General features: G+C 34.8%; 12 protein-coding genes. All 12 read left to right on the top strand.

Annotation, left to right across the window (positions count from 1 at the left end):
- The first annotated feature begins 11 nt into the window (after positions 1 to 11).
- The 12 genes from ilvB to G634_RS19550 all read left to right on the top strand — a co-directional run bounded on the left by ilvB (position 12) and on the right by G634_RS19550 (position 13,131).
- Positions 12 to 1,640 (top strand): biosynthetic-type acetolactate synthase large subunit, encoded by a 1,629-nt coding sequence (ilvB, locus tag G634_RS0114975; RefSeq protein WP_026505936.1) that lies wholly within the window; start codon positions 12 to 14, stop codon positions 1,638 to 1,640.
- Positions 1,641 to 1,662: 22 nt separating this feature from the next.
- Entirely contained in the window at positions 1,663 to 2,151 is a 489-nt protein-coding gene (gene ilvN, locus G634_RS0114980; RefSeq protein WP_026505937.1) for an acetolactate synthase small subunit, read from the top strand.
- 73 nt (positions 2,152 to 2,224) lie between these two features.
- Positions 2,225 to 2,989 (top strand): zinc ribbon domain-containing protein, encoded by a 765-nt coding sequence (locus G634_RS0114985; RefSeq protein WP_026505938.1) that lies wholly within the window; start codon positions 2,225 to 2,227, stop codon positions 2,987 to 2,989.
- Between the two features lie 46 nt (positions 2,990 to 3,035).
- On the top strand, positions 3,036 to 3,875 hold the full coding sequence (locus tag G634_RS0114990; RefSeq protein WP_026505939.1) for a DUF3737 family protein: 840 nt from the start codon (positions 3,036 to 3,038) through the stop codon (positions 3,873 to 3,875).
- Between the two features lie 16 nt (positions 3,876 to 3,891).
- Entirely contained in the window at positions 3,892 to 4,236 is a 345-nt protein-coding gene (locus G634_RS0114995) for a phenylpyruvate tautomerase MIF-related protein (RefSeq protein ID WP_026505940.1), read from the top strand.
- A gap of 370 nt (positions 4,237 to 4,606) precedes the next feature.
- Positions 4,607 to 5,131: an acetolactate synthase small subunit gene (ilvN, locus tag G634_RS0115000; RefSeq protein ID WP_026505941.1), complete on the top strand. Its 525-nt coding sequence runs from the start codon at positions 4,607 to 4,609 to the stop codon at positions 5,129 to 5,131.
- A 192-nt stretch (positions 5,132 to 5,323) separates the two neighbouring features.
- A complete protein-coding gene (gene ilvC / locus G634_RS0115005) occupies positions 5,324 to 6,343 on the top strand; it encodes a ketol-acid reductoisomerase (protein WP_026505942.1) in 1,020 nt (339 codons plus the stop codon).
- 140 nt (positions 6,344 to 6,483) lie between these two features.
- On the top strand, positions 6,484 to 9,006 hold the full coding sequence (locus tag G634_RS0115010) for a YfhO family protein (RefSeq protein ID WP_026505943.1): 2,523 nt from the start codon (positions 6,484 to 6,486) through the stop codon (positions 9,004 to 9,006).
- Positions 8,954 to 10,225, top strand: a complete 1,272-nt coding sequence (gene leuC / locus G634_RS0115015) for a 3-isopropylmalate dehydratase large subunit (RefSeq protein ID WP_026505944.1) — start codon at positions 8,954 to 8,956, stop codon at positions 10,223 to 10,225. The genes G634_RS0115010 and leuC overlap by 53 nt, the downstream gene beginning before the upstream one ends.
- 32 nt (positions 10,226 to 10,257) lie before the next feature.
- Entirely contained in the window at positions 10,258 to 10,743 is a 486-nt protein-coding gene (leuD, locus tag G634_RS0115020) for a 3-isopropylmalate dehydratase small subunit (RefSeq protein ID WP_026505945.1), read from the top strand.
- Positions 10,744 to 10,773: 30 nt separating this feature from the next.
- The gene (locus tag G634_RS0115025) at positions 10,774 to 11,604 is read left to right on the top strand and encodes an Mrp/NBP35 family ATP-binding protein (RefSeq protein WP_026505946.1); all 831 of its coding nucleotides are present in this window, start codon (positions 10,774 to 10,776) and stop codon (positions 11,602 to 11,604) included.
- Positions 11,605 to 11,634: 30 nt separating this feature from the next.
- Positions 11,635 to 13,131 carry an AI-2E family transporter gene (locus tag G634_RS19550; RefSeq protein WP_051234099.1) on the top strand — a complete coding sequence of 499 codons (1,497 nt, stop codon included), beginning with the start codon at positions 11,635 to 11,637 and terminating at the stop codon, positions 13,129 to 13,131.
- Positions 13,132 to 13,146: the final 15 nt, after the last annotated feature.

Here is a 13,146-nt window from a genome sequence, read left to right on the forward strand (position 1 = left end):
GGAGGCTTTTGATGAACGGAGCAGATGCAATTGTAAAGTGTTTAGAAAAAGAAAAGGTTGAAGTATTGTTCGGATATCCAGGAGTGGCAATAGCACCTTTTTATAATAGTCTGCTTAGTTCTGATATTCAGAAGATTCTTATCAGAACTGAGCAGAATGCGGCTCATTGCGCAAGTGGATATGCCAGAATAAGCGGAAAACCAGGTGTCTGTGTTGTAACATCAGGTCCAGGTGCAACCAATTTGATAACAGGAATTGCTACAGCTTTTGCAGATAGTATCCCTCTTGTTGCAATTACTGGTCAGGTTAACAGTGCCATGATTGGTTCGGACGTTTTTCAGGAGGCAGATATTACAGGAGCTGTCGAATCTTTTGTGAAATATAGCTATCTTGTACGAGATGTTAACGATATTCCAAGAATATTTAAAGAGGCTTTTTTTATAGCCAATTCAGGCAGAAAAGGCCCTGTATTAATCGACATTCCGATTGATATTCAACAAAAGACTATTAATAATTTTAAGTATCCTGATAGTATTACTATGCGCACCTACAAACCAACGGTGGATGGAAATGCAGCCCAGATTCGAAAAGTGATTAAAGTTGTTGAAAAATCTGAAAGACCAATAATGTGCGTAGGCGGTGGTGTTCTTTTGGCTGATGCTAAAGATATAATAAGAGATTTCGCCAAAAAATATCAAATCCCGGTTGTATCCACAATGATGGGACTTGGTGCAATGGATAGCGAAAATCCTCTGTACTACGGAATGGTTGGAAACAATGGACGTTTTTTTGCCAACAAGGCACTTGACAGATCTGATTTGGTACTTATGGTAGGTGCAAGAGTTGCAGATAGGGCTGTTAATAGACCTGATATGATTACAGAGAATAAAATTCTGGTTCATATTGATGTTGATCCTGCTGAAATCGGAAAAAATGTTGGTCCGACAATTCCTCTTGTTGGTGATATCAAAAGAATATTTGGACAGATTACTGAAAATGAAATTACAGTTAAAGACCATACAGATTGGATTAATGAACTAAATGAAGAGAAAAAAGCTCATCCTGATAACAGACCTGTTATAGGAGATGAATATGTTGATTCTAAGATTTTTTTGAATAAGCTTTCATCAAAAATGGAGAATGATGCGATTTATATTGCCGATGTAGGTCAAAATCAGATTTGGGCTACAGCATTTTTTAATATAAAAGAAAATCAGCGCTTTATGACAAGTGGCGGAATGGGGACAATGGGATATTCTATCCCCGCTGGAATCGGAGCAAAACTTGCTGACGGAAAAAAGCAGGTTGTTGTTGGATGCGGAGATGGAGCTTTTCAGATGTCTATGATGGAATTGGCCACAATGAATCAGTTTGAAGTTCCTGTGAAAATAATCGTTTTTAGAAACAATTATCTTGGAATGGTAAGAGAGTATCAACATTACACTTGGCAGGATCATTATTCAATGGTTGATATTGCAGGAAAGCCTGACTTATCATATATTGCAAAAGCTTATGATATGAGATATATAAAACTTGATGGACGAAAGGATATGGAAGAGTCTATTGATGATTTTTTGAAAAATGATGATTCTGTACTTATGGAAGTAATTGTCGATCCAATGGATTTAGCAAAGGCGTAATATTAAAATTGAGGAAAGCATTATGAAAAAAATATATTCAGTTCTAGTTGAAAATAGAACAGGTGTTTTGTCAAAAGTAGCAGGTCTTTTTGCCAGGAGATCTTTTAATATTGATTCTCTTGCTGTTGGTGAGACAGAAGATAAAGCTGTTTCACGAATGACCATTGTATCAAGTGGTGACAAATGTGTATTAGAGCAGGTTGAGAAACAGTTAAACAAAAAACTAGATGTAATAAAAGTAAAAACTTTTGACGAATTTGATAGTATTAGTAGAGAATTAATGCTAATTAAGGTAAAATATAATAAGAATAATCGCAGAGACATCATGGAGAATTGCGAAATAATGCATGCTCAGATTGTAGATATGTCTAAGAGCTACATGATGATTCAAATCTGTGATGTTCCAGAAAGAGTACAGCTTTTGTTGTCAATGTTAAGAGGTATATCTATTGCTGAAGTAGCCAGAACAGGCACTTTAGCACTTACTAAATGCATTGAGAATGAAAAATAGTTTTATTCTGTCGTCTACAGATTTTTATAAGTAGGCGATGAAAACAATGTTATACAGAAAAAGAGGACGGGGAATGATTTGTTATAATTGTGGACACGAACTTAAAGAGGGAGTAAAGTTCTGTACATTTTGCGGAAAGTCATTAAATGTTAGCTACAACGGATTATATAATAATCAAGGTAATGTAACAGATAATAATAGGAATAATACAGGATTAAATGCATATTCAAATGCAACTTCTAGCAGCAATACTTCAGAATCTAATGCATATTCGAATTCAGCTCTTAATAGCAAGATTGCAGTAAATGCTAATTCGGGTTATTCTGGAAATAGCAATACAGCTTCATACAGTAATAGTGAAGGTGCGTCATATTCAAATACAGTAGAGTATAGCAACGCTGGAAATACTGCGAAGCAGACTGCTGTGGGATATAACAATGTAAATACAACGTATTCAAATGCAACTAGATGTGGAAATAATAATGCAGCATATATAAATAATAATACAGCATATACAAATGCATCTGGATATGGAAATACGGGAACATCTGCATATACGAATGCCAACTTATTGGGGCATAGTAATGCTGTAAATGCTACGTATACAAATGCAATTGGGTATACTGATACCGGAATGTATGCTGAGTCTGCAGGAAATCCAACTTTATATTCAAATGGATATTATCAGAATAATCAGATAGGTTATGGTTATCCTATGGGCGAGTATGGTGGCGGATTTTTAAGTCGATATTCTATAAAAAAAGATGTTTACATTGTTATTGGTGCATTTATCGCTATTATTGCTATTTCTGAATTTATTACTTATCTTTTATCTTGAATACTGTGACTGACTTTAATGTCTATTATGGAAAGTTGGTGTTTTTATGGTAAATATCGAAAATCAGAATTTTGATCAGGAAAGAGCTTTATATAATAGCGATGGTGCTTGCCTTAATAATTGCAAGTTTGATGGACCTTTAGATGGTGAAAGTGCTTTAAAAGAAAGCAGAAACATTAGTGTTAATAATTGCTTCTTTAATCTAAGATATCCATTTTGGCATGATGATAATCTGTCTATTAATAACTCTGAAATGACAGATAAATGTCGAGCTTCATTGTGGTATTCTAAGAATATTTCGATTAATAATACTAGAATGCATGGTATAAAAGCACTTCGAGAGTGTGAAAATGTATCAATTCATGATTGTGATATTGTATCACCCGAATTTGGCTGGTCTGTAAAAAATATTACTATGTGCGATTCAAAAGCTGTTAGTGAATATTTTATGATGAGGTCAGAAAATCTAAGCTTTAATAAAGTTGAGCTTAAAGGGAAGTATTCTTTTCAATATATTACAGAATCATTTTTTGATAACTGTAATTTCGATACCAAGGATTCTTTTTGGCATGCTAAAGATGTTGTGATAAGAAATAGTACTATAAAGGGTGAGTACTTAGCATGGTATTGCGAAAATGTAACTTTTGAAAACTGTACTATAATTGGCACACAGCCTTTATGTTATTGTAAGAATCTTAAGCTTATAAACTGTAAAATGATTGAATCAGATCTTGCTTTTGAAAAGTCTGAAGTTGAAGCGACTCTTGTTAGCGAAGTTGTAAGCATTAAAAATCCAAAGAGCGGAAAAATTGTTGTGCCAAAGGTTGGTGAGATAATAAGAGATGATCCAAATTCTCAAGGTGAAATTGAAATAATAGGAAGTTAAAATAAAGGAGGAGAGAATGCCGTTTATTGATACTAAAACTAATATTACAGTTTCAAAAGAAAAAGAAGTTTTGTTGAAGACACGCTTAGGAGAAGCTATACAGATTTTTCCGGGAAAATCGGAGAACTGGTTGATGATTGCAATTGAGGGTGATATTCCTATGTATTTTCGTGGAGAAAACGAGGCTCCAATGGCATATATTGAAGTGAAAGTTTTTGGAAGCATCTCCGGAAGTAGCACCCAAAAAATGACTGAGGAATTAACGAAAATATATGGAGAGGTCCTTGGAATTGCTTCGGATAAGCTCTATATCAGTTATTTCAGCGTAAAAGACTGGGGTTGGAATGGAGCGAATTTCTAACTTTTTAATATGACAATACACTAAAAGCTGTGAAGAAATGATATGATTTTTCATTTCTTCACAGCTTTTTTGCGTGATTTAATGCACGTTTTTACAAAAATCACAGTAAATTCTATTCTTTCGATAAAGGCAGCGATGAGCTAATAATTATTAACAACTCTATGTATCACAGTTTAAAGCGTCAAAGTGCAACGCTCTATCAGATTAAAATAGGTTAAGAAAATTATAAATAAAGGATAAATTTGTATGGTTGACAGGTTAAATTTACACATATATAATTGACCTAAATCGACCAAGTATTTTGTAAAACAAATTAACGAAAAGTCGAATAACAATGATATGATTTCATACTTTAAAGAGGTGAAGATGCATGGCAGATACTACTACACAAACCTATAAAAAGGTTTTCCAATTACTAGTTGACAACACATCAGGTACTCTTAGTCGAATTTCTGGATTGTTTTCAAGAAGAGGTTACAACATTGAATCAATTACAGCAGGTGTAACAGCTGATCCTAGATTTACTCGAATTACGATAGTCACTGTTGGTGATGATGTTATTTTGGATCAGATTGAGAAACAGGTTGCAAAGCTAGTAGACGTAAGAGATATCCATGAACTTAAGCCTAATGAATCTGTTTACAGGGAACTGGCTCTTGTAAAGGTAAGAGCTAATGCAGAGCAGAGACAACAGATTATAGCAGTTGCCGATGTATTCAGATGTAAAATTATTGATGTTGGAACAGAAAGTCTTATTATCGAAATAACCGGTAATCAGGACAAAATTGAAGCTTTTCTCAGACTTTTAGATGGTTATGAGATTTTGGAACTGGCAAGAACTGGTTTGGCAGGTCTTGGACGAGGAATTGAGAATGTTGTTTATCTTGATGAGTAACAGTTTTGATAAACAATACTATCAATAAGATAATTGCTGGTAAAGGTTTTTACCTTTTATCATATATGGCACAACGTCAGAAAAAAGTTACTGGGGATAGTTTACAGGTCTATTGCCTTGCTAGAAATATAAGTAACACAAATTGACGCTAATCATTCAAATATTATATAGAAAGATGGAGGAAATGTAGTTATGGCAGATGCTAGAATTTTTTATCAGGAAGATTGTAATCTCTCTTTATTGGAAGGCAAGAAGATTGCCATTATCGGTTATGGTTCACAGGGACATGCACATGCTTTGAATCTCAAGGATTCAGGTTGTGATGTTCGAATTGGATTATATGAGGGTTCCAAGTCTAAGGCTAAGGCAGAGTCTCAGGGACTTACAGTTATGAATACAGCAGATGCTGCAAAGTGGGCTGATATCATCATGATTCTTATCAATGATGAGAAGCAGGCTGATATGTACAAAGCTGATGTAGAGCCAAACCTTGAACCAGGCAATATGCTGATGTTCGCTCATGGTTTCAACATTAACTATAAGCTCATCGTTCCTCCTAAGGATGTAGATGTAACAATGATTGCACCTAAGGCTCCTGGACACACAGTTCGCTCTGAGTACGAAGCAGGTAAAGGAACTCCTTGTCTAGTTGCAGTAGAGCAGGATGCTACAGGTAAGGCTCTTGATCTTGCACTTGCTTATGGTGCTGGTATTGGTGGAGCAAGAGCTGGTATCCTTGAGACAACTTTCAAGACAGAGACTGAGACAGACCTTTTTGGTGAGCAGGCTGTTCTTTGCGGTGGTGTATGTGCACTTATGCAGACTGGTTTCGAAACTCTTTGTGAGGCTGGTTACGATCCAAGAAACGCATACTTTGAGTGTATTCACGAAATGAAGCTTATTGTTGATCTTATTTATCAGAGCGGATTCGAAGGTATGAGATATTCTATCTCTAACACTGCTGAGTATGGCGATTACGTAACAGGTCCTAAGATTATCACAGAAGAGACTAAGAAGGCTATGAAGAAGGTACTTTCTGACATTCAGGATGGTACATTTGCTTCTGAGTTTATTCAGGATATGAAGAATGGTCAAATTCACTTCCAAGCTATGAAGAAGAAAGCTGCAGCTCATCCATCTGAAAAGGTTGGTACAGAAATCAGAAAGCTTTATAGCTGGAATAATGAAAATGACAAGCTTATCAACAACTAATTAGATTAGTTGGCGTTTCTTGCGAAAGCCAGCAGATTAAGGTATTATTAAGGAGTGCCACCGTCCACCTGATTGGTGACACTCCTCTTTTTCTAAAAAAATACCTAATCACAACTTAAGGTTAATAGGGAGAAAACGTCGTGATAGAAGAATCTGAAATAAAACAATCCTACGAAGAAATTGAATTAATTCCCAAAAAAGGTCATGTGGTATTAAAAAATTATTTATTGATGCTGTGTCTTGGCTTTGTAATGTACGCAATTGCTGCACTTCCGATTATTATACATCACAATGGACTATTTTTTTATTATGGTGATTATAATGTTCAGCAAGTGCCTTTTTATGTTTTAGCGCATAGAGCAGTACGAAATGGTCAGTTCTTTTGGAATTTCAATCTTGACCTTGGTGGAGATTTAGTGGCAGATTTGTCATTTTATCTTATGGGAAGCCCATTTTTTTGGATTACAATACCTTTTCCAGAGCATTTTTTGGCATATATGATGCCATTTTTGATGGCACTTAAATATGGAGTTGCTACGGCTAATGGTTATCTGTATTTTAGAAATAATTCAAGAACTAATAAAGGTGCGAAAATTGGTGCGCTGTTGTTTGCTTTTTGTGGTTTTAATGCGTGTAACATAGTGTTTAATCATTTTACAGATGCAGTTGCTTTTTTCCCTCTTTTGATGCTTGCTTTTGATAAGTTAATGGAAGTGGATGATAAAAAGAATTTGAAAAAAAATATATTATCAGGAAAACCACTTATTATGTTTGCATTATCAGTAATGGTGTGCAGCATTATTAATTATTATTTCTTCTTTGGACAGGTTATATTTTTAATTTTGTATTTTTTTGTAAGGTATGTAAAAAATAATCCAAAGCAAAATGTTATAAGAATGTTTTTTAGAGCAGCTTTTGGAGGAATTATTGGTGTAATGCTGGCTGGACTTTTCCTTATGCTTGCTTTTGGAGGAGTTGCTGGTAACAGCAGACTTAGTAATTATCTTCTTGGATATGATATGGTAGTTTATCCAAGTGCCAAGATGTATTGGGACATTCTAAAGAGCATGGTTATGCTTCCGGATATTATTGGAAGAGGAACGCTTTTTTACACTGCAACAGTGAAAAATGCTTCTCTTGCTATATATCTTCCTATGTTCGGACTAGCCGGAGTTATTGGATATTTTCGCATGAACAAAGGAAAAAAAGACTGGAAAAAGAGTATGCTGTTAATCTCTTTATTCATTTCTTTTATTCCGGTTCTGAATTCAATGTTTTCACTATTTAATTCAGAATATTATGCAAGATGGTTCTATATGCCGATATTACTCATGTCACTTGCAACTGTCGAAATATTGGAAACTGAAGTAAATGGTCAGAATCTAAGAATAGGAACGCTTGCAACTATTTTACTTTTTTTGCTTATGATAATAATAGCTGTTCTTCCATCAAGAGATGATGATGGAAATATAGCTTATATGTCTATGCTGATTAACAAAGACATGTTCTGGCGTGACGTACTTGGAACAGCTGTTTTTTATGCTGTACTTATTCTTATTGTATTTCTAACCAGAAGACGATTTTGGAGACTGTTGTGGTCATATTTAGGAATAGTTGGAGCAGGTGTCTTTGGCACTATGATTGTGTTGTGGAATGGAAGTTCACTTATAAGCGATTATGGAATGAAAATGTGGCAGATCCAGATGCTTGATACAAAACCTCTTATAGATAATTCATCTTTTTGCAGAGTTGAGACTGATTCCACTTCGACAAATTATGAAATGTGTTGGGGAATTCCTACCGTACATTGTTTCCTGTCTACTGTAAATAGTCAGATTTTTGATTTTTATAAAAAAGCAGCGGGCATTACCAGAACCGTCGAATCCGATTCGCCGCTTGACAGAGTAGGATTGCGAGCTCTTTTATCTTGCAGATATTATATAGAAAATACAGATATTAATACAGATGGCGAATTCGGAAAAGATGAAGGAACGATGGACTATTTCGAAGCAGGTGAAAATGCAACACAAAATGGTTTCACCCTATATGAAAATAGTAATTATATTCCTATGGGATTTACTTTTGATTATTATACAAAAGAAAGTTCTTGGGAACTTGTAAATGCCAGCGAGGCAGATAAATATCTGGTTAAGACAATTATTTTACCAGATGATAAAGTTAATGAACTGAAAAAACAAGGCTTTTTATCATTACAGGAATTATCTTCTTTAGATATTGAGACTGGAATGGATGTTGTGGAATTTAGAAATAACTGTTATTCAAGAAGAAAAACAGCATGTACTGATTTTAAAACTACAAAAGATGGTTTTAAAGCTACTACAGCTGATTTTACTACTAAGGAACTAGTTTTTTTCTCTGTTCCAAATGTTCCAGGGATGAAAGCCTATGTTGATGGAAAAGAAACAGAGATAATCACTGCAGATTATGGACTCATGGCGATTCCTGTTGAAAGTGGGATTCATGACATTACTGTCAGATATTTTCCTGCATATTTGAAAACAGGAGCATATATTAGTGCTAGTGGTATATGTCTCGTTATTATGTATTTTATTGTTTTTAAATCTCAAAGGAAAAAAGGAGATTGGGTAGATGAGCAAAATGACGATGAGCCAGAAGATTCTGGCAAAACATGCGGGGCTTGATTATGTAGAAGCTGGTCAGCTTATTGAGGCGAATCTAGATTTAGTTTTAGGAAATGATATTACTAGTCCGGTTGCTATATCGCAGATGGAACGCTTTAATAAAAAAGGCGTCTTTGATAAGGATAAGATTGCACTTGTTCCTGATCATTTTGTGCCAAATAAAGATATTAAATCGGCTGAAAATTGTAAGTGTGTAAGAGAATTTGCGCGTCGTAATAAAATTACTAATTATTTCGAAGTAGGTCAGATGGGTATTGAGCATGCACTTCTTCCTGAAAGCGGACTGACTGTTCCGGGTGATGTTATTATAGGAGCAGATTCACATACTTGTACATATGGTGCTCTTGGAGCATTTTCAACTGGTGTAGGCTCAACCGATATGGCTGCAGGAATGTCTACTGGTAAGGCTTGGTTTAAAGTTCCTTCAGCAATCAAATTTGTATTAAAAGGCAAAATGCCAAAGTATGTATCAGGAAAAGATTTAATTCTTCATATTATTGGAATGATAGGCGTTGATGGTGCTTTGTATCAGTCTATTGAATTTACCGGAGAAGGTGTACATGAACTTTCTATGGACGATAGATTTACTATAGCCAATATGGCAATTGAAGCTGGTGGAAAAAATGGTATCTTTCCGGTTGATGACAAAACAATCGAGTATTTAAAGGAGCATGCGCCATCTAAAGAATATGAGGTGTTTGAAGCTGACGAAGATGCTGAATATGTTAGAACAATTGAAATCGATTTATCAACTCTTAAATCAACCGTAGCATTTCCTCATCTTCCTGAAAATGCTAAAACTTTTGATGAAATTCCAGAAATAAAGATAGATCAGGTTGTAATAGGATCTTGTACAAATGGAAGAATTTCTGATTTAAGAGCTGCAGCTAAGATTCTCGAAGGAAAGCATATTGCAGAGGGTGTTCGTCTTATTGTCATCCCGGCTACTCAAAAAATTTATCTTCAGGCATTGAAAGAGGGACTTATTGAAACTTTCATTACTGCTGGTGGTATTGTTTCTACACCTACCTGTGGACCTTGTCTTGGTGGATATATGGGAGTTCTTGCAAGTGGTGAAAAATGTGTTTCTACTACTAATAGAAACTTTGTTGGACGAATGGGAGCAATTGATTCAGAAATTTATCTTGCTTCACCGGAAGTTGCTGCAGCAAGTGCTGTGACTGGCAAAATTTCTCAGCCAAGTGAAGTAGTTGAATAATATGCCAAAGATACAATTAGAGGAGAAGTGTAATGGAGAACGCAAGAGGAACTGTTTTTAAATATGGTGACAATGTTGACACAGATGTCATAATTCCTGCAAGATATCTAAACAATACAGATCCAAAAGATTTAGCAAAGCACTGCATGGAAGATATTGATAAAGATTTTGTAAATAAAGTACAAGAAGGCGACATCATAGTTGCAACGAAGAACTTTGGATGTGGTTCATCTAGAGAACATGCACCTATTTCCATTAAAGCTGCTGGTGTTTCATGCGTTATAGCTGATACTTTTGCAAGAATATTTTATCGAAATAGTATCAATATCGGTCTGCCTATAGTGGAATGTCCTGAAGCAGCAAATGAAATTTCTTCTGGAGATTGCGTGAATGTTGACTTCAATAGTGGTATCATTACTGATGAGACTACAGGTAAAAAATATAAAGGACAGGCATTTCCTCCTTTTATGCAAAAAATAATTGATTGCGGAGGACTTGTTAATTACCTGAATAGTTAATATTACTGTTTTAGGTAGGAGGAAAACTAAATGGCAAACGAAGAACTAAGGAAAAAATTTGCTGCTAAACAGCCACCTAACTTTAGAGTTGAGCCTGCTAAGGGAACTCATGTAAAAAAAGTTATTGGTATTGTTTCAGGAAAAGGTGGTGTTGGAAAAAGCTTTGTTACAGCACTTAGCGCATGTGCAATGAACAGAGCAGGATTCAAGACGGCAATTTTAGATGCAGATATAACTGGACCATCTATTCCAAAAATGTTCAATGTTGAAAGCGTAGAACAGGTCAATGAGAGTAATCTTATTATTCCAGCAAAATCAGAGACTGATATCAAGATTATGTCACTTAATCTTTTGATGAAGAGTGAGACTGATCCTGTAATTTGGAGAGGACCTGTTATCGCGGGAGTTGTAAAACAGTTTTGGGCAGAAGTGATGTGGGGAGATGTAGACTACATGTTTGTAGATATGCCTCCTGGAACTGGAGATGTACCGCTTACAGTATTTCAGTCACTTCCCGTTGATGGAATTATAGTGGTGTCTACTCCTCAGGATCTGGTAGCCATGATTGTTGAAAAAGCGATAAATATGGCTGATATGATGAAAATCCCTGTATTAGGACTTGTTGAGAATATGAGTTATATGAAGTGTCCACATTGTGGTGAAATGCTTCAGATTTTTGGCGAAAGTAAAATTGATTCATATGCAGCTTCAAAGGGAATTGATGTGATTGGAAGACTCCCACTTGATTCTTCATTTGCTTCATATGCTGATAAAGGTGAGATTGAAAAACTGGAACTTGAAGATTTAGATAGCCTTGTTTATAAGTTAAAATCACTTATTAAGGAAAATGATAATCAGTAATTAGACAGGCATAAAGGCGAGGTATCAGTTTTGAAGTTGAAACCAGATAGAAATCAGATTACGTGGGCAATAACAATTACAATAACTGCATTTCTAATTATGCTAGTCTATTATGTATTGTTTCAGGGAAGTATTTTAATAGATGGTGTAAGCGAGATTGTAGGTGGCATGAAAGGCATTGTATACGGAGTAATTATTGCGTATGTAATGTCTCCTGTCATGAATTTTGTAGAGCAGAAAATACTTGAAAGAATCTGGGAATTTTGTGGAGCAAAGCGCGATGAAAAAGGTGAATTAAAGCAAAAAAAGCTTATAAGAAATATATCTATTGCTATAACAATGGCTTTTCTTATAAGTCTTGTATGGGGACTCTTTTCCTATGTTATTCCCCAGCTTTTTCAGAGCATAACAGATATTATTAGGAATATTCCTGCATATTACTACAATTTACAGTATCGCTTAAATGATTTTTTGGACAAGTCAAAACCAGAGGTTAGGCATAATATTACTTATTTGATATCTCAAGGATATCGAAGGCTGAATAGATTCGCACAAGATAAAGTAATTCCAAATCTTGATTCGATTGTTACTACAGTTTCAAAACAGGCTTTAAATATAGTAGGTGTATTTATTAATCTCATTGTAGGTTTCATTGTTGCGATTTATACACTTCACTCAAAAGAAAGTTTTTGTGGCTGTGCCAAAAAAATGGCTTATGCATTCTTTAATGAAAATGTAGCTAACGAGATAATCTCAGGTTGTAGATTGGTTCATCATACTTTTATTGGTTTTTTGCTAGGTAAAATAATAGATTCTCTTATCATAGGTTTGATGAGTTATATTGGTAATGAACTAATGGATATTCCTTATCCTGTGCTAATAGCTGTTATAGTAGGAGTTACGAATCTTATACCATTTTTTGGACCATATATTGGCGGAATAATGGGGGTACTGATTTTGATTCTTATAAATCCTATAAAAGCTTTAATCTTTCTTGTTTTTGTAATTATTTTACAGCAGTTTGATGGTAACATTTTGGGTCCAAAGATTCTTGGAAGTTCAACAGGACTTTCAGCTTTTTGGGTAATATTCTCTATTATGCTTTTTGGCAGCATTTGGGGATTTGCAGGATGGATTTTGGGTGTTCCTATTTTTGCAGTAATCTACACAGTTATTCATCAAATTACAAACTATAGCCTTGAAAAGAAAAAATTGACAACAGATGATGAAACTTATATCGAAACAGCGTATATAGAAGATGGGAAGATTTTCTATTTAAGTGATAAAAACAGTGTTAAGTATAGATCAAAACCTGAGCAGTCATCGTGGAGTAGGTTATTTAGTTCTAAGAAAAAAAGAGATAAAAAACTCGAAGAAAAAACTAAGGCAAAAGCTGAGAGTAATGATGAAGAAATTATAAAAAAATCAAAAACGACAGCTGATAAATCAAGTACTAATCAAATAGATAATAATGTTGTAAAAGTTACTGATGAGTCCATTAAAGCAGAAAGTAGATCCGAAGAATAGTATGTAAAGGTTAAA

Source organism: Butyrivibrio sp. NC3005 (assembly GCF_000424545.1).
Classification (GTDB): Bacteria; Bacillota; Clostridia; order Lachnospirales; family Lachnospiraceae; genus Butyrivibrio.